Origin of the sequence: Azospirillum sp. TSO35-2, assembly GCF_003116095.1 — a bacterium.
In the GTDB taxonomy this organism is placed as follows: Bacteria; Pseudomonadota; Alphaproteobacteria; order Azospirillales; family Azospirillaceae; genus Azospirillum.
Genome location: NZ_LGRA01000013.1, coordinates 191352 through 207364 on the forward strand (window position 1 = coordinate 191352; position 16013 = coordinate 207364).

The 16013-nt window shown below is 69.1% G+C and carries 16 protein-coding genes; 12 read left to right on the forward strand and 4 right to left on the reverse strand.

Annotated elements, in window-relative coordinates; translation table 11 throughout:
• Positions 1 to 56 precede the first annotated feature (56 nt).
• The gene (locus TSO352_RS08265; protein ID WP_109106873.1) at positions 57 to 3239 is read left to right on the forward strand and encodes an adenylate/guanylate cyclase domain-containing protein; all 3183 of its coding nucleotides are present in this window, start codon (positions 57 to 59) and stop codon (positions 3237 to 3239) included.
• Positions 3240 to 3244: 5 nt separating this feature from the next.
• Here TSO352_RS08265 and TSO352_RS08270 read toward each other — a convergent pair whose 3' ends face one another.
• Positions 3245 to 3535, reverse strand: a complete 291-nt coding sequence (locus TSO352_RS08270) for a ribbon-helix-helix domain-containing protein (protein ID WP_158284552.1) — start codon at positions 3533 to 3535, stop codon at positions 3245 to 3247.
• Between the two features lie 184 nt (positions 3536 to 3719).
• On the opposite strand from TSO352_RS08270, the gene TSO352_RS08275 reads away from it, so the two are divergent.
• The 5 genes from TSO352_RS08275 (at position 3720) to TSO352_RS08295 (ending at position 7373) form a co-directional block, all read left to right on the forward strand.
• On the forward strand, positions 3720 to 3917 hold the full coding sequence (locus tag TSO352_RS08275) for a hypothetical protein (RefSeq protein WP_109106875.1): 198 nt from the start codon (positions 3720 to 3722) through the stop codon (positions 3915 to 3917).
• Positions 3918 to 4072: 155 nt separating this feature from the next.
• Positions 4073 to 5344, forward strand: a complete 1272-nt coding sequence (locus TSO352_RS08280; RefSeq protein ID WP_109106876.1) for a YcaO-like family protein — start codon at positions 4073 to 4075, stop codon at positions 5342 to 5344.
• A complete protein-coding gene (locus TSO352_RS08285) occupies positions 5341 to 6096 on the forward strand; it encodes a TfuA-like protein (protein WP_109106877.1) in 756 nt (251 codons plus the stop codon). The genes TSO352_RS08280 and TSO352_RS08285 overlap by 4 nt, the downstream gene beginning before the upstream one ends.
• A gap of 77 nt (positions 6097 to 6173) precedes the next feature.
• A complete protein-coding gene (locus TSO352_RS08290; RefSeq protein ID WP_199231537.1) occupies positions 6174 to 6884 on the forward strand; it encodes a Crp/Fnr family transcriptional regulator in 711 nt (236 codons plus the stop codon).
• A gap of 180 nt (positions 6885 to 7064) precedes the next feature.
• Entirely contained in the window at positions 7065 to 7373 is a 309-nt protein-coding gene (locus TSO352_RS08295; RefSeq protein WP_247871979.1) for a ribbon-helix-helix domain-containing protein, read from the forward strand.
• A gap of 131 nt (positions 7374 to 7504) precedes the next feature.
• Here TSO352_RS08295 and TSO352_RS08300 read toward each other — a convergent pair whose 3' ends face one another.
• Positions 7505 to 7960, reverse strand: coding sequence for a MarR family transcriptional regulator (locus tag TSO352_RS08300; protein WP_247871980.1), 456 nt, complete (start codon positions 7958 to 7960; stop codon positions 7505 to 7507).
• A gap of 404 nt (positions 7961 to 8364) precedes the next feature.
• Between TSO352_RS08300 and rimO the strand changes: the two genes are divergently transcribed.
• The 4 genes from rimO (at position 8365) to TSO352_RS33465 (ending at position 11713) form a co-directional block, all read left to right on the forward strand.
• On the forward strand, positions 8365 to 9720 hold the full coding sequence (rimO, locus tag TSO352_RS08305) for a 30S ribosomal protein S12 methylthiotransferase RimO (protein WP_109107362.1): 1356 nt from the start codon (positions 8365 to 8367) through the stop codon (positions 9718 to 9720).
• Positions 9721 to 9833: 113 nt separating this feature from the next.
• Positions 9834 to 10169 carry an HNH endonuclease gene (locus TSO352_RS08310; RefSeq protein ID WP_109106880.1) on the forward strand — a complete coding sequence of 112 codons (336 nt, stop codon included), beginning with the start codon at positions 9834 to 9836 and terminating at the stop codon, positions 10167 to 10169.
• A 149-nt stretch (positions 10170 to 10318) separates the two neighbouring features.
• Positions 10319 to 11497: an FAD-binding oxidoreductase gene (locus TSO352_RS08315; protein WP_109107363.1), complete on the forward strand. Its 1179-nt coding sequence runs from the start codon at positions 10319 to 10321 to the stop codon at positions 11495 to 11497.
• Positions 11498 to 11539: 42 nt separating this feature from the next.
• On the forward strand, positions 11540 to 11713 hold the full coding sequence (locus TSO352_RS33465; RefSeq protein WP_199231538.1) for a hypothetical protein: 174 nt from the start codon (positions 11540 to 11542) through the stop codon (positions 11711 to 11713).
• A gap of 69 nt (positions 11714 to 11782) precedes the next feature.
• On the opposite strand, the gene TSO352_RS08320 is transcribed toward TSO352_RS33465, so the two are convergent.
• A complete protein-coding gene (locus TSO352_RS08320) occupies positions 11783 to 12565 on the reverse strand; it encodes a hypothetical protein (protein ID WP_109106881.1) in 783 nt (260 codons plus the stop codon).
• 308 nt (positions 12566 to 12873) lie between these two features.
• On the opposite strand from TSO352_RS08320, the gene TSO352_RS08325 reads away from it, so the two are divergent.
• Positions 12874 to 13125, forward strand: a complete 252-nt coding sequence (locus TSO352_RS08325; RefSeq protein WP_109106882.1) for a hypothetical protein — start codon at positions 12874 to 12876, stop codon at positions 13123 to 13125.
• A gap of 18 nt (positions 13126 to 13143) precedes the next feature.
• Here TSO352_RS08325 and TSO352_RS08330 read toward each other — a convergent pair whose 3' ends face one another.
• On the reverse strand, positions 13144 to 15159 hold the full coding sequence (locus TSO352_RS08330; protein WP_158284553.1) for a nitrate- and nitrite sensing domain-containing protein: 2016 nt from the start codon (positions 15157 to 15159) through the stop codon (positions 13144 to 13146).
• Positions 15160 to 15505: 346 nt separating this feature from the next.
• Between TSO352_RS08330 and TSO352_RS08335 the strand changes: the two genes are divergently transcribed.
• Positions 15506 to 15931: an OsmC family protein gene (locus TSO352_RS08335; protein ID WP_109107364.1), complete on the forward strand. Its 426-nt coding sequence runs from the start codon at positions 15506 to 15508 to the stop codon at positions 15929 to 15931.
• The last annotated feature ends 82 nt before the right edge of the window (positions 15932 to 16013 follow it).

Consider the following 16013-nt stretch of genomic DNA (forward strand, 5'->3'; position numbering starts at 1 on the left):
AAAATGCAAAATGCATGCTCTAATATGTCAACGCGAATTCCGCGAGGGGGGCGGACATGGCGGACACCGACTGGAGCGCAGCACCCGACGACGGCCGGCCCTGTCAGGACGCATCGCGCCTGACGGTTGGAAAGCCGCGCGAGCGCAAGGTCGTCACCGCGATGTTCGTCGACATCGTGCGCTCCTCCGTCATGGTGGCCGGCTGCGATCCGGAGGACGCCGACGACCGCCTGCTGTCGATCCTGACCTGCCTGACCGAAGCGGTGCCGCGCTATGAAGGCACGGTGACGCAGATGCTGGGCGACGGCTTCATGGCGCTGTTCGGCGCCCCCGGCGCCAAGGAGGACCACGCGCTGCGCGCCTGCCTGGCGGCGCAGGACATCCTGAGCGCCACCCGCGACCAGACCGGCCTGCCGGCCTTCCAGATCCGAATCGGCATCAGTTCCGGCGATGCGGTCGCCCATGTCATGTCGAACGGGCTGTGGGCCGACTATCGCGCCGTCGGCGAATGCGTGCACATGGCGGCCAAGCTGCAGCAGCGCGCCGCCCCCGACACCGCGCAGCTCAGCCGCGACACGCTGGACCTGATCCCGGTCGGGGTGGCGGCGCGCCCGGTCGGCAGCGTCACCCTGTCGCCGACCGTCGAACCGACGCCGGCCTTCCTGCTCGACGGGGCGCGGGCGGTGCGCCGCACCGCGACCGACCTGCTGTCGGCCAGCGACGCGCCCTATGTCGGCCGGGCGGCGGAGGTCGCCACCCTGTTCGCCGCCGCCTCGTCGGTGGAGACGGGGACGGCCGGCGCGCTGCTGCTGCAGGGCGAGGCCGGCATCGGCAAGTCCCGGCTGGTCGGCCAGTTCCTGCGCGATCCGCGCAGCCGGCGCTGGACCCTGCTGCAATGGCCGCAGATGCCGATCCGCCGCCTGACCGATCCGGACGACCTGGAGGCGGTGGCGCTCAGCCTGGCAGAGCAGGTGGCGGGCCGCGCCAGCGCGGAGGGCATCGGCTGGGTGTGCGACGCCGCCCACCACCGGTCCGGCCCGCTGGCCGGCGACGCCGTGCGCGCGCTGTTCGGCCGGCCGGCCAGCGATCCGCTGTGGACCGGCCTCGACCCCTCCCAGCGCCTGTCCCTGGGCATCGAGGGGCTGGTCGGCGCCGTCCTGGAACTGGCGTCGCCCAGCCCGGCCGCCGCCCTTGCGGCCGCTCCCGCGGACATCGCCGGAGAGTTGGCCGGCGTCGTCGGCCGTCCGTTGCTGGTCCTGGTGGAGGACGCCCATTGGGCACGGCCGGTGATGGTCCGGCTGCTCGACCGGCTGGCGGAGGCGCTGCGGGGCAGCGGTGCCCGCCTGCTGCTGCTCGCCACCCGGCGGCCGCCGCCGCTCGGCCCGGAATCGCAGGAGCGGGGCTGGGTCGGACCGCCCGGCACCCGGCGCCTCGAACTGGGCACGCTGACGCCGGAGCAGGTGCAGGCGTTCCTGACCCATTGGCTCGGCCCCGACTGGTCGCTGGTCGAACTGAAGGCCCAGGTCGCTGCCCGTTGCCAGGGCGTGCCGCTGTATCTGGAAGAGGTGCTGCGCACGCTGGAGGCGTCGAACGCCATCGAGGGCACCCCCGGCGCCTACCGGCTGAACGACCCGATGGTGGTCCACCGGCTGCCGCGTTCGCTGCACGGCCTGCTGGCCGAGCGGATGGACCTGCTGACGCTGGAACGGCGGCGGCTGCTGATGAACGCGGCGGTGATCGGCACCACCTTCGACGTCGGCCTGCTCCAGGCGCTGACCGGCATGGCGCAGTCCGTCCTGACCGAGCATCTGGCCTATCTGGAACGCGCCGGCTTCCTGCTGCGCACCCGCCTGCTGCCCAACCTGGAATTCTCGTTCAAGCACGCGCTGATCCAGGAGGTCGCCTACGCGACCCTGACCAAGGCCGACCGCAGGACGCTGCACACGCGGGTGCTGGAGGCGCTTCAGCACCGCCGGGACGAGAATCTGCCGAACCGCCTGGATCTGCTGGCCCACCACGCCTTCATGGCCGAGAACTGGCCGGCCGCCTACCTGTTCGGCCGCCGGGCGGGGGTGCGGGCGGAGTTGCGGTCCAAGCTGGAAGACGCCAGCCGGCATTGCCGGAACGCCCTGGACGCCCTGTCACGCTCACCGGACACGGCGCACAACCGCCTGCGTCGGATCGACGGCTCGATCGCACTGGCGCGGGTCAGACTGCCGCGCGGTCTGACCGACTCCAACGAGCTGCTCGAACAGGCCCGGCAACTCTCCCAATCCATTCCCGACGCCCGGCGCTTCGCCAGGGCGTCGTCGATGCTGGCTGCGATCGAATGGCCGCACGGTCACATCGACCGTGCCATCCAGTACAGCCAGCAGGGTCTGGACGCCGACGACGGCAGGTTTGATCTGAACACCCGTATACAGCTCCTGGGACGCCTTGGCGGTATCCTGACCGAAAAAGGAAATTTCGCAGAAGGGCGGGACGTGCTGGAAACGGCTCGAGGCATGCTTTCCGGGGGGCGCCCGCACGAGCGATTCGGTCTTGCCGTTATCGGCGAGGTTGGAGTCTGTGCGAACCTTGCCCGCAGCTATGCCGAAATGGACTGCGCCGCCAAAGCCATTTCAGCAGCATCCAAAGCCGTCGATGCTGCCGAATCCAGCTCGCATAATTTCTCGCGGCTCTTCGCTTATCAGCACATGGGCTGGTCTTACCTGTTGTTGGGGGACCCCGGAAACTCGATTCGATATCTTGGAACGGCATTGGAGCTTTGCAATGCAATAAACTCCAAGCTTCATAAAGCGTTTTTATTGGGCGCCAGCGCCTATGCGCATGTCCTTGGAGGACAGAGCCAGGAAGGCTTTCGGCTGTTCGAGCAATCGTTCCTGTCAGCCCGACATGAGCCGGTCAGCGCCTATTTGAACCAAGTCCATTTATGGTTTGGAGAATCGTGTCTGCTTGCCCGGAACGCGGCGGAAGCTCGACAGCACGCCGCACTGGTGCAGGCGTCGGCCTACAAGACGGGCCGAATCGGCTATCTTACCAAAGCACAGGCGCTCGACGCCGAAGCTGCATTCATGATGAGCGGCGGCGACGAGCAATCTTACGAGGCCCTGGTTCGGGCCGAGCAGGAAGCACAACGTCTATCGTTGAAGAAAATTGCTGCCCGCTGCGCTGATCTTCGAATCGGAAACACGAAGATCAACCGTTTTGGCCTGGCCGGCACCATCACAGTGGTTTGACACGGTCAACGCACTTCGGCTTCGCGGTAGTAATCCAGAACATAGCTGCGGATCGCGCTGGTCAGAGGCGTGCTCGATGGCCGGGTCGCGTCCACGTCCCGGCACAATTCCTGAACCGGCCGGCGTTCCTTCCGGGCGATGTCGTCCAGACCGCTCCAGATCGCCGATTCCAGCCGCAGCCGGGCGCGCCGGTTCGGCAACGGAATGGTGCGCGAGACAACCGTCGGCCACGCCATGAGGGCGGTGAGGTCGATCACGTCGGTCGTTTCGGTGAAAGCCCTCTTCTGAATGAACATCGGTCCGCTCCTCCCTGCATTGCATCCTCGCCGTGCGCGCCATACGACGCGTTCGCCATGCGATGACAGCATGTGACCGTGTCTACACCGCCGGTACCGCCCACACTGTGAAATCCTTCACAGCGGAACATCCCTTCGCATGTGAAGAATCGGCCCGTCACAACGCACAAGAAGGAACGTGTTCATGAACGTCTCGATCTCCCAGGCTTCGATGGTCCGCGGCGCCGACGGCCGTCTCTATGCCGTGACCGCGCATGGTGTGTCGGAAGTCGCCGACACCGCCACCGCCACCGCCCGCAGCCATATTCGTTCGGGCGACCGCGACGGTGTCCAGTTCGGCGACCACGAAGCCGCCCGCGTCATGATCACCCCGGGCGCCTGATCGGGTCCTCGGATCCGGTTCTTTCGGACCGTGGCCACCAGCGCCGCAAGGCGCTGACCGGCCACGGACCCGAGGCCGGCACTCCTGTTTCGTTTTGGCCCTCTGTCTCGTTGGCCCCCTGTCTCGTTGATTGTCTTTCGCCTGGATGAGCCGCGATGCCCTTCGATCTGCTCGATGTCCAAGCGTCCGTAACGGACGCGGTGAAGGCCCACACGGTGGGCACCCACCGGGTCATGGCACCCGAACAGACCCTGGCGCGGGTCGCGCCGTTCCTGCCGATCATGGGGATCACCCGGGTCGCCAACGTCACCGGACTCGACGGCGTCGGGATCCCGGTCGTCATGGTGACGCGGCCGAACTCGCGTTCGATCTCGGTGTCGCAGGGCAAGGGGGTGACGCTGGCCGCCGCCAAGGCGTCGGGCGTCATGGAATCGATCGAGAGCTACCACGCCGAACGCATTACGCTGCCGCTGAAGTTCGCCAGCTTCGAAGAGCTGCGCTGGACCCACCCGGTGGTGAACGTCGACCGCCTGCCCCGGCTGTCGACCAGCAGCTACAACCCGCACAGCCCCATCCTGTGGATCGAGGGGCAGGATCTGCTGAACGGCGGCCCGAAATGGGTGCCGTTCGAGATGGTCCACCTGAATTTCACCGTGCCGATGGCCCCCGGCCATGGCGGATTCCTGGCCGGCTCCAACGGGCTGGCCTCCGGCAATCACCGGGTGGAGGCGATCAGCCACGCGGTGACCGAGCTGGTGGAACGCGACGCGACCACGCTGTGGCGCCTGTCCGGCCCGGCGGCGCAGGCGGCGACCCGGATCGACCTCGACAGCGTCGACGACCCGGTCTGCCGCTCGCTGATCGACCGGTTCGAGGCGGCGGGCGTCGCCGTCGGCGTGTGGGAGATCACCAGCGACGTCGGCCTGCCCGCCTACCTCTGCCGCATCGTCGAGCGTGAGGAGCTGCCGCAGCACTCCATCCGCCCGGCCACCGGCATGGGCTGCCACGCCGCGCGCGAGATCGCCCTGTCCCGCGCCCTGACCGAGGCGGCGCAGAGCCGGCTGACCTTCATCGCCGGCGCGCGCGACGACATGCCCCGTGCCGAGTACGAACGGCACCTCGACCCCGCCCACCACGCCCGTTGGAAGGCCTCCATCGTCGACGGCCGCGGCCGGCGCGCCTTCGCCGAGTGCCCGACCAGCGCCGCGCCGACCATCGAGGCCGACCTCGCCCACCAGCTGGACCGGCTGCGGGCGGTCGGCATCGACGAGGCGGTGGCGGTCGACCTGACCAAGCCCGAGTTCGGCATCCCCGTCGTCCGCGTCGTCGTGCCCGGGCTGGAGGGTGCGGACGAATCCCCTGACTATCTGCTGGGCGACCGCGGGCTGCGCGCGCTTGGCCATGATGCACTGGAGAAGGCGGCATGAGCGGCGTCTATGTCTTCCTCGGCCCGACCCTGCCGCGTGAGGACGCGGCGCGTGAGTTGGACGCCACCTTCCTGCCGCCGGTCGCCCAGGGCGATGTCCTGCGGCTGTGCGCGCAGAAGCCGGCGGCGATCGGGATCATCGACGGCTTCTTCGAAAGCGTGCCGTCGGTGTGGCACAAGGAGATCCTGTACGCCATCCACGCCGGCATCCCGGTGTTCGGCGCCTCCAGCATGGGCGCGCTGCGCGCGGCGGAGCTGTACCCCTTCGGCATGATCGGCGTCGGCGCCATCTTCGAGGCCTACCGCGACGGCCGGCTGGAGGACGACGACGAGGTGGCGGTGATCCACGGCCCGGCCGAGCTGGGCTACACCGCCCTGTCCGAGGCGATGGTCAACATCCGCCGCACCCTGTCCGACGCGGTGGCCGAGCGGGTGCTGGCGCAGGACACCGCGTTGCGCCTGGAGGCGATCGCCAAGGAACTGCCCTACCGCGACCGCGGCTATGGCCGCATGCTGCGCCTTGGCGGCGACATCGGCCTGTCGGCCGGCGAACTGGCGGCCTTCCGCCAATGGTTGCCGCAGGGCCGCTTCGACCAGAAGCGCAACGACGCCAAGGCGATGCTGCGGACCATGGCCCGCCGGCTGGGCCGGGCGGCCGACCCGCGCGACGCGGCGGCGGAAGCCCGCTTCCATTTCGAACACACCGTTCTGTGGGATCGTGCCCTGCGCGAGGCCGCCCCCCTCGCGATGTGAGGGCGCATCCGCTACAGTGATCGCGCTCCGGTGGAAGACCGGTTCACCGGGGCGCGAAACGGTGTCTGGATGGATGGATGAACGCGCCGATGGATGTTGCGGGGGTGCTGCGGCGCAACCGCTTGCTCGAAGAGCTGGATTCCGGGCAGATGGCCGAACTGCTCGGCCTGGGACACATTGCCCGTTTCGACGCCGACCAGACCATCTTCGACAAGGGCGACCCGGGCGACTGCCTGTTCGCCGTGCTGAAGGGGCAGATCGCCATCCGCACCTCGTCGGCCGACGGCAAGACGATGCTGCTGAACATCCTGGAGACCGGCGACGTCCTGGGCGAGATCGGCCTGATCGACGGGCGGGAACGCACCGCCGCCGCCATCGCCCTGCGCCCGACCCACCTCTACCGCATCGACCGCGCCGATTTCATCCCGTTCCTGGAACGCCATCCGAAACTGTGCACGCGGATGATGGTCGTGCTGTGCGAACGGCTGCGCTGGGTGTCGGAGAACATCGAGGACGCCGTCTTCCACGATGTCCCCCGCCGTCTGGCCCGCCGCCTGCTGCTGCTGTCGGACAGCTATGGCCAGGCCACTCCGGCCGGCTTGCGGCTGACCCTGCCGCTGTCCCAGGAAGCGCTGGCGAACATGCTGGGCGTCACCCGCGAGATGGTGAACAAGTGCCTCGGCGCGCTGCGCAAGACTGGCGCAGTGACATATGCCAAAGGTTTTATCGTCATCACGGATCTGGCTCTACTCAAGGATATGGCCGGGGATCCCGAGCGGGGCCCCTAGGGGCAATACTTACCAGCCGAAAGTTTTGTTCCCTTGGCGGGTGGCAGTCGCGCTATAATGGGTGTGCGGTGGGGGGCCATCGCACGGGTAGCACGAGGATCCAGGGTCATGTCGAGCGACGGGAACAGAACACCCCGCAGCAATCAACCGTCAGGCGTTGCATCGTTGGAAACCCGCACCTTGAAGCTGTTGGGTCGTGCAACCGCAATCCGGCTGGAACCCTCCTATTGGGAAGGGCTGGAGGAGATCTGCCGGCGCGAGGATCTGACGGTGGACGAGTTGTGCGCCGACGTCCAGGACCGGATGGAGCAGCAATCCCGCCGCGCGGCGCAATCCGGCGTTTCGCTCGCCAACGCGTTGCGGGTGTTCGTGGTCGGTTACTTCCGGCAGGCGGCGACGGAACGCGGCCATGCGCGGGCCGGGCACGGCCAAGGCCGCCCCTTCATCAGCACCCCGTTCGACACCGTCCCGGTTTCCAGCGACAGCTGACACCCGCCGGCTTTGGTCGGCATTTGGTCGGCAGGGGCGCCGACAGCCCCTTCACGGCTGGCGGACCCGCGACAGCGCGGGGAAGGCGTCGCCCCCGGCCCGGGGGCGCACAAGCCGGGCGCGCGGGCGCGTCAGACCGCCTGACGCTTCTCCAGCAGTCCGCGCAGCAGGGTCGTCAGGGTTTCAGCCAGACGGTACTGGTCGTCCGCCGGCAGGTCGGCGATGACGTCGGCGAAGCCGTTCAGCGGGTCGTGGCGCAGCAGCTCCAGCGCCTTCGGCGTCGGGTGCAGTTGGGTGACCCGGCGGTCTTCCGGGACCGGGACACGGACCAGCAGTTCCTTGCCCACCAGCACTTCCACCATCTGCGAGGCGGCGCCCCGGGTGGTGGCGTGGAAGTCGGCGAAGGCCGACACCGTGCGCTGGCTGTTGTTCGCGCTGGCGAAATAGCGCAGGGCCGTCCATTGCGACGGTTTCAGCCCATGCGTGTAGCCGAGGCTGTCGGCGATGTGGGCGATCTGCAGCATGACGTCGGCGATCGCCGACGGCGATGCGCCGCCGCCCATCCCAGTCGAGTCGAGTCCGTCCATCGCGGCTCCCACAGCCGATCCGGCCGGTGACCGATCCAGTGCAACCGTGTTCCGCAGCATGGCCCGATCCACCGCAACGCCGCGCAATTTTGTGAGGTCCATTTGTTCCACTCTATAACGTATAGAGGCTATACGATGGGCATACAAAAAGGCTGGCGGCTATCGCTGTAACGGCGGCAGCCACGTCGATCCTAAGATCGCGAAGCACTGTACCGCGACTGGAGAGAAAACGGAACCCGGCAGACTTCATCCTTTTGTTGCGAATTGTCGCATCGGCCCGGCGGGTGCCGGACGCGCTTCCCGCTGGCGCCCGGTCCGGCGGAATCGGCATGGCCGGCATGACGAAGATGGGTCCGATCAAGGTTTCTCTGGCGCCTCTCCCGGCAAGCCTGTATACGCGCGCGATGACCACATCGTCCGTTGCCAAGCCCACCTCGCCGGCTTCCGCCCCGAAGGTCGGCATCGTCAGCCTCGGCTGCCCGAAAGCCCTCGTCGATTCCGAGCGCATCCTGACGCGCCTGCGCGCCGAGGGGTACGAGATCTCGCCGTCCTACGACGGCGCCGATGTCGTGCTGGTGAACACCTGCGGCTTCCTCGACAGCGCGAAGAAGGAATCGCTCGACGCCATCGGCGAGGCGATCAAGGAGAACGGGCGGGTCATCGTCACCGGCTGCATGGGCGTGGAATCGGACCTGATCCGCCAGACCCACCCCGGCGTGCTGGCGGTCACCGGTCCGCACCAGTACGAACAGGTGGTCAGCGCGGTGCACGACGCGCTGCCGCCGGTCCACAACCCCTACACCGACCTGGTGCCGCCGGAAGGGCTGCGGCTGACCCCGCGCCACTACGCCTACCTGAAGATTTCCGAGGGCTGCAACAACCGCTGCAGCTTCTGCATCATCCCCAGCCTGCGCGGCGATCTGGTCAGCCGGCCGATCACCTCGGTCCTGCGCGAGGCGGAGAAGCTGGCGGTCGCCGGCGTCAAGGAACTGCTGGTCATCTCCCAGGACACCAGCGCCTACGGCGTCGACGTGAAGTACAAGCCGGAGACCTGGTACGACCGCGAGGTCCGCACCCGCTTCTTCGACCTGTGCAAGGAGCTGGCGAACTTCGACCTGTGGGTCCGCCTGCACTATGTCTACCCCTACCCGCATGTCGACGAGGTCATCCCGCTGATGGCGGAGGGCAAGATCCTCCCCTACCTCGACATCCCGTTCCAGCACGCCTCGCCGACGGTGCTGAAGGCGATGCGCCGCCCGGCCGCCCAGGAAAAACAGCTCGACCGCATCCGCAAGTGGCGCGACGAGTGCCCGCATCTGGTGCTGCGCTCCACCTTCATCACCGGCTTCCCCGGCGAGACGGAGGAGGACTTCCAGTTCATGCTGGACTGGCTGAAGGAGGCCCAGCTCGACCGCGTCGGCTGCTTCAAGTACGAGCCGGTGGAGGGCGCCGCCGCCAACGAGCTGCCCGGTGCCGTCCCGGAAGAGGTCAAGCAGGAGCGCTGGGAGCGGTTCATGGAGACGCAGAAGGCGATCAGCGCCGAGCGCCTGCAGCAGAAGGTCGGCTGGACGCTGGGCGTGCTGATCGACGAGGTCGACGAGGACGGCGCCATCGGCCGCTCCTACGCCGACGCCCCGGAGATCGACGGCAGCGTCTTCCTGAACGGCGAAACCGGCCTGAAGCCGGGCGACCTCGTCGATGTCACCATCGAGCACGCCGACGAGTATGACCTGTGGGGCAGCGTCGAACGCGACGCCTGAGTGATTCGGTGATTTCAGCATGTCCCGGCTGTTGGCCGGGGCATGCTGAGCCCTCAGACGCCGCCGTCGTGGCCGGGGCCGCACAGCCTGGGACACTATATAAGGAGTGCGCCATGCCCGTGACGCCGGACGATGCCCAACTGATGGACGTCCAGCAGGGCGGGCGCTGCTTCTTCTGCGATGGGCCGGTGGGTGGCCAGGCCACCTTCGATCACCTGATCCCGCAGGCCTATGGCGGGATCGACGACCCGGCCAACGTCGTGCTGGCGCACCGCCGCTGCAACCAGCGCAAGGCCGACCGGCTGCCCACCCCGGACGAACTCGACCGTTTCTTCGCGCTCCGCCGGTCCAGCCGGCTCGGCGTGTGGCCGCCCTTGCGGGCGCTCCATGACGCCGACGATGGCGATGAATGGATCGCGGTGGCGCAAGCCATATCGCAAGAAAGATGAGTTATAATCGATTCCTTATAACCAACGTATCGCGATAATTTTCCTGTATTTTCCAAGCCGATTTTCCATGCCTTAATCCGCCGATCGACCGGTGCCGCGCGTCCGTGCGGCGGCAGCCGGAAAAACGTGGCCGGACCAGCGGAGGCATGATGAGCGGTCGGTATGATGTGGTGATCGTCGGTGGCGGCGTGATGGGCTGTTCGGTGGCCTATTACCTGGCGTCGGACCCTGGTTTCGGCGGCAGCGTCGCCGTGGTGGAGCGCGACCCGACCTACCGCACCGCGTCGTCCGCCCTGTCGGCCAGTTCGATCCGGCAGCAGTTCTCCACCCCCGCCAACATCGCCCTGTCGCAATACGGCCTGTCCTTCCTGCGCAACGCGACCGAGCATCTGGGCGTCGACGGCGATCCGGTGGATCTGGGCCTGCGCGAGCCCGGCTACCTCTATCTGGCGACGGCGGCGGGGGCGGAGATCCTGGCGCGCAACCACGCCATCCAGAAATCCTGCGGCGTCGACGTCGCCCTGCTGACGCCGGACGAGCTGACCGCCCGCTTCCCCTGGCTGTCGACCGAGGGGCTGGTGTCCGGCTCGCTCGGCCTGTCGGGCGAGGGCTGGTTCGACGGCTACAGCCTGATGCAGGGTTTCCGCCGCAAGGCGAAGTCGCTGGGCGTCACCTTCATCACCGCCGACGTCACCGGGGTGGAGACCGAGAACGGCCGCGTCACCGCGGTGACGCTGGACAACGGCGACCGGCTGGCCTGCGGGGTGGCCGTCAACGCCGCCGGCGCCAAGGCGCGCCGCGTCGCCGAGATGGCCGGCGTCGAACTGCCGGTGTCGGCGCGCAAGCGCTGCGTCTTCGTCTTCGACTGCCGCGAACCGCTGCCCGGCTGCCCGCTGGTCATCGACCCGTCGGGCGTCTGGTGGCGGCCGGAGGGCGCGCAGTTCATCTGCGGCGCCCCGCCGCCGGCCGACCGCGACCCCGACACCGACGACCTGACGGTGGAACATGACCTGTTCGACGAGATGATGTGGCCGGCGCTGGCCGCCCGCGTCCCGGCCTTCGAAGCGATCAAGGTCACCAACGCCTGGGCCGGCTTCTACGAATACAACGACGTCGACCAGAACGCGGTGATCGGGCCGCACCCCGACCTCGCCAACTTCATCTTCTGCAACGGCTTCAGCGGCCACGGCCTGCAGCAGGCGCCGGGCGTCGGCCGCGGGCTGGCCGAGCTGATCGTCCATGGCGGCTTCCGCAGCCTGGACCTGACGCCCTTCGGCTACCAGCGGCTGGTCGAAAACCGTCCGCTGCTGGAAACCAATGTGATCTGATCCGGTTGACGGGGGACATCCTTCACAAGGGAGAGTCCCCCGATGACCGGTCCGCAGAACAAGCAGCCCCACACCGAACAGACCGTCCGCCACACCGAGGGCGAGCAGAACACCGGCAACCACAAGACGCCCGACGCCCCCGACGCCAAGGGCGCCGACCGCTTCGGCGGCACCCGCGCCGGCGCGGAGAATGTCGAGCACAAGAAGAAGGGCTGACCCGGCGGGCCGACGTCCGGATGCCGGCAGCGCCGGGGCGGACCGCCCCGGAACCGCCGGCCGCGACGGTCAGGCCGCTTCCTTCAGAGCCGCCATCTGGCTTTCGAGCTGGGCCAGCGTCAGGCCGGCCGGGGTCGTGCCGCCATTCTCGATCCAGCTGGTGTCGACGATGGCGTAGACCTCGTCGACATACTGGGCGAAGAAGGCCCAGGTCATCGTGTAGTAGTTCCCCCAGGAGATGACCCGGACGCCGTTGTCGTCATAGCCGGCCAGAACGACGGCGTGGCCGCCCTTGATCGTGGTGTCGCTGGTCTGGACGTCCCAGATCGCCGGCGACGGCTGGTCCGGCGGCAGGATGAACTCCGGAACCTGGAAGCCGATGTAGGCGACACCGCAGTCGGCGATCACCGTCTTCACGTCGACGGTGTTGCGCGGATCGACCTCGACGAAGGCGGCGATCTTGTGGCGCGACTGGCCGTCCGGGCCCACCGGGGCGCCGGTGTTCAGCAGGTAGGTCAGGACGTTCTGCTCGATTCCGCCCGGCCCCTCGCCCGGCTCGTTGGGGTTGTAGCCGCAGGCCTGGATGTAGAGCTGCTCGACGTCGACGTCGGGCTGGGTCTGGATGGCGCCCTGCGCCTTGGCGCTCCAGACCTGAAGCGCGTGGTAGAAGGCGGCGCAGGTGCAATCGCCCAGCCGGTCGTTCAGCATCACCCCCAGGTTGGCGGGCAGGCCGGCCGTGTAGTCGACCGACGCCGGCGGAGGCGGCAGGGTCTGGCCGGACAGCAACGCGCTCAGATGCGGCACGCGCGGGTTATGGACACGGGGAAGGCGGCCGAGCTTCTTGGTGGACATGGAATCTGGCTTCCTGAGGCTGATGTCGCTTGCGCGTTTCCCGGAATGGCTTCAAAACACACTCCGCATGCACGCAAAGGATTGCCGACCCATGGCGGGCGTTGCAAGCAACAAATTCCATTAATGCGCGCTGTTCTGTGACAAAACTCAACCGCCCTCCAGCCGCCGGACGGGCGCCGTGACCGTCGGCAGCCGGGCGGCCGCACGGAAACCCTGGCGTCCGGCGACCGGCCTGTGCGAGATCCGGGGGACGGTGCCGCAACGCACGCCCACCACCAACCGTCCCCCACCACCGCCCGCGTGACCTCATGGCACCTTCGATCTTCAAGCGCTACAAGCTGCACTTCACCCGCCCGCTGCCCGGCCTGCGCCCCGGCCGGCCGGAGCGGGACTCGATGGTGGAGCGGGTGCGGCGGCTGGCCAGCGAGAACGGGATGGCCGGCGACCTGCACACCATCGCCCCCAACGCCGGCTTCGGCATCCTGGAGGTCCGCTGCACCGAACGGCTGGCCCGCCGCCTGTCCGACCTGTCGGAGATCGAGACGGTGCAGGAGGCGTGATACAGTGCCGCGGCCCCGTCAGGCCGCCCGCACCGTGGCGATGAAGCCGGTCAGATCGTCGCGCAGCGAACGTGCCAGCCCGTCGAGGTCGCGCGCCGCGTCCAGCACCTGACCGGCCATGGCGCCGATGTCGTCCGCCGCCGCGGCGACGCCGTCGACCGTGCCGGACACGCTTTCCGCCCCGGCGGCGACCTGCTGGATGGTGGCGGCAATGCGGTCGGTCGCCGCCTCCTGCTGCGCCAGCGCGGCGGCGATGCGGGCGGCGATGTCCTCCATGCGCGACACCGTCCCGCGGATCGTGCCGATGGTGTTGACCGCCGCCAGCGCGGCCTCCTGGATGCCCTGCACCTGTCCGGCGATCCGCTCGGTCGCCCGCGCCGTCTGGTTGGCCAGCGTCTTCACCTCGCCGGCGACGACGGCGAAACCCTTGCCAGCCTCCCCGGCGCGGGCCGCCTCGATGGTGGCGTTCAGCGCCAGCAGGTTGGTCTGGCCGGCGATCTCGTGGATCAGCCCGACCACCTGACCGATCTGGTTCGCCGCCTCGTGCAGGCCGCCGACGGTGCCGCTGGTGCGCTCCACCTCGGCGACCGCCGCGCCGGTGACGCGCAGGCTCTTCTCGGTCTGGCGGGTGATGTCGCGGATGGCGGCGCTCAACTCGTCGGCGGCGGTGGCGACCGTCCGCACCCCATCGAGCGACTGGCGCGACGCGCCCGCCATGGTGAGCGAGCGCTCGCTGTTCTGCCCGGCAAGGTCGGTCATGCGGCGGGCGCTGTCGTGCATGCGTGCGGCCATCGCCGTCATGGTGGCCAGCGCCCCGTCGCTGCTGGCGCCGAAATCATGGACCGCGTCCTCCAGCGCACGCTGGCGTTCCTCCGCAAGGTCGCGCTCGCGCTGTTGCTGGGCGGCGAGCGAGGCGACATCGCCGGTTCCGTCGCCCGTACCGTCGCGAAACCGGCCCGCCGCCTCGCCGGCCCAACCCGGCAGCGCCCCTCCCGCCGCGACCAGCCGACCAGCGGCGGCGGCCATGGCGCCGGCCACCCCGTCGCCACGCCGCGCCTCCGCGGTCAGGCGGCGGCGGGTCCACCAGACGGCCAGCCGCAGCAACGGCGACGCCCCGTCGAGCGGCGCGGCGAAGGCGCGGCGCGCGCTGTCCAGACCGCTGGCGCACAGGCGGCCGAGGTCGGCGATCAGCGCGTCCTCCACCGCCTTCAGCCCGTCGATGCGGCGGGTGGCGGCGGCAAACCAGGCGGGGCCGTCCATCCCCTCCAGCGCGCCGGTCAGCCCGCCGGCCCGCACGGCGTCGCGCATCCGCGCGAACTCCGCCTGATCGGCCAGCAGAGCCCGCAACCGGTCGGCCAGCGCCGGGGCGGCGGTCTCGGCCACCACCTGGAACGAGCGCTCCTGCGCGGCGATCAGCGCCAGGAAACGGCGGTGCTGCGCGGTGTCGAACCGCCCGGCCGACAGGCCGGCCGCACCGGTGCCCCGCTCCTGCGCCGCCTGCTCCTTGCCCTGCATCAGGTTGAAGGCGGCGATCAGCGCGCGCGACACCGAAGGATCGGCGGCGACGTCGGTCGCGACCGACACCACCGCCAGCAGCTTGGCGATCAGGCCGCAGAAGATGGCAAACAGCTCGCGCGCCGGGATCTCCGCCCGGCCGGCACGCCCGCGCGCCGCCGGCAGCGCGTCGAGGTCGGCCAGCGCCCGCCGGACCGCGCCGAACAGGGCGGCGCCATGCGCCATGCGGTCGAGGCCGTCGATGGCGGCGCGGACAGCCTGCTCATGGTTGCGGCACGCGCCGGTCTGGGCGTCGAGCGGGCCGGAAAAGCGGCTTCCGGCGGTGCCGAGACGCAGGTTCCACAGGCCACGCTCCTTCTGCAGCTCGTGGATCAGGCCGGCGACGGCGGACACCAGGCCGCAGACGGCGGCCAACTGCTCCAGGTCGCGCACGCGCCGGAAACGCGTCACCAGGACGAACCGGGCGGCGGCGCGCAGATCGCGCATCGAGACACCCCGGGTCGAGACGGTTCCTGTCATGCTCACCCCCCTTGCCAATGCCATTGCCGGCCCCGCCACGGCGATCGGTCGCGGGACCCCAGCCGAAAGGGCCGATCCTTTGGCCCCGCCCGCCTTTCGATCTTGCGACGCAAAATGCGGGCCGTTCGGCTTGCCACGCCGCGGAAGGGGACCAAAAGGAGGAATTGACCTGCAACTGTTCAACCCTTGGGCTGACTGGCGCAACGATGTGCAGATCGGGGCGCCGCCCTGCCGCAAAGGGGTATGCCGATGGCGGAGCGGCCGCGGCGCCCCACTTGACGCTGGACAGGCTCCCGACCGCGGCGAGCCGGCAGAGGCACAACCACCAAGAGGGGAGACACCGGACATGGCGATGCGGCAATCGGACGCCGAATGGCGCGGCGACCTGAAATCGGGCAGCGGCACCATGCGGCTGGGCAGCGGCGCCTTCGAAGGCGCCTATTCGTTCCCGTCGCGCTTCGAGAACGGCAGCGGCACCAACCCGGAGGAGCTGATCGCGGCGGCGCACGCCGGCTGCTTCTCCATGGCGCTGTCGGCCGGGCTGAGTCAGGCCGGCCACCCGCCGACCCGCGTGCACACCACCGCCAAGGTGCATCTGGAGAAGGCGGGCGCCGGCTTCGCCATCAGCCGGATCGAGCTGGCCTGCGAGGCCGAGGTCCCCGGCATCGACGACGCCGCCTTCCAGGAGCAGGCGAACACTGCCAAGGCCAATTGCCCGGTCTCGAAGGCGCTGGCCGGCACGCAGATCAGCCTGACCGCCACGCTGCTGTGAGCGCGGCGTTTCCCTTATAGGTCAGACCAATGCTAGGGTGCGCGGCCCGGGGCCGGGCGGCGCACCCCTCCGCCACGCCCCT

Bases quoted from the DNA above. Each gene is read 5' to 3' on its own strand.
- TSO352_RS08335 (WP_109107364.1), top strand. From the start codon at position 15,506: ATGGCGATGCGGCAATCGGACGCCGAATGGCGCGGCGACCTGAAATCG.
- rimO (WP_109107362.1), top strand. From the start codon at position 8,365: ATGACCACATCGTCCGTTGCCAAGCCCACCTCGCCGGCTTCCGCCCCG.
- TSO352_RS08275 (WP_109106875.1), top strand. From the start codon at position 3,720: ATGAACGTCTCGATCTCCCAGGCTTCGATGGTCCGCGGCGCCGACGGC.
- TSO352_RS08315 (WP_109107363.1), top strand. From the start codon at position 10,319: ATGAGCGGTCGGTATGATGTGGTGATCGTCGGTGGCGGCGTGATGGGC.
- TSO352_RS08290 (WP_199231537.1), top strand. From the start codon at position 6,174: ATGAACGCGCCGATGGATGTTGCGGGGGTGCTGCGGCGCAACCGCTTG.
- TSO352_RS08265 (WP_109106873.1), top strand. From the start codon at position 57: ATGGCGGACACCGACTGGAGCGCAGCACCCGACGACGGCCGGCCCTGT.
- TSO352_RS08330 (WP_158284553.1), bottom strand. From the start codon at position 15,159: ATGACAGGAACCGTCTCGACCCGGGGTGTCTCGATGCGCGATCTGCGC.
- TSO352_RS08325 (WP_109106882.1), top strand. From the start codon at position 12,874: ATGGCACCTTCGATCTTCAAGCGCTACAAGCTGCACTTCACCCGCCCG.
- TSO352_RS08320 (WP_109106881.1), bottom strand. From the start codon at position 12,565: ATGTCCACCAAGAAGCTCGGCCGCCTTCCCCGTGTCCATAACCCGCGC.
- TSO352_RS33465 (WP_199231538.1), top strand. From the start codon at position 11,540: ATGACCGGTCCGCAGAACAAGCAGCCCCACACCGAACAGACCGTCCGC.
- TSO352_RS08270 (WP_158284552.1), bottom strand. From the start codon at position 3,535: ATGTTCATTCAGAAGAGGGCTTTCACCGAAACGACCGACGTGATCGAC.
- TSO352_RS08285 (WP_109106877.1), top strand. From the start codon at position 5,341: ATGAGCGGCGTCTATGTCTTCCTCGGCCCGACCCTGCCGCGTGAGGAC.
- TSO352_RS08310 (WP_109106880.1), top strand. From the start codon at position 9,834: ATGCCCGTGACGCCGGACGATGCCCAACTGATGGACGTCCAGCAGGGC.
- TSO352_RS08300 (WP_247871980.1), bottom strand. From the start codon at position 7,960: ATGGACGGACTCGACTCGACTGGGATGGGCGGCGGCGCATCGCCGTCG.
- TSO352_RS08280 (WP_109106876.1), top strand. From the start codon at position 4,073: ATGCCCTTCGATCTGCTCGATGTCCAAGCGTCCGTAACGGACGCGGTG.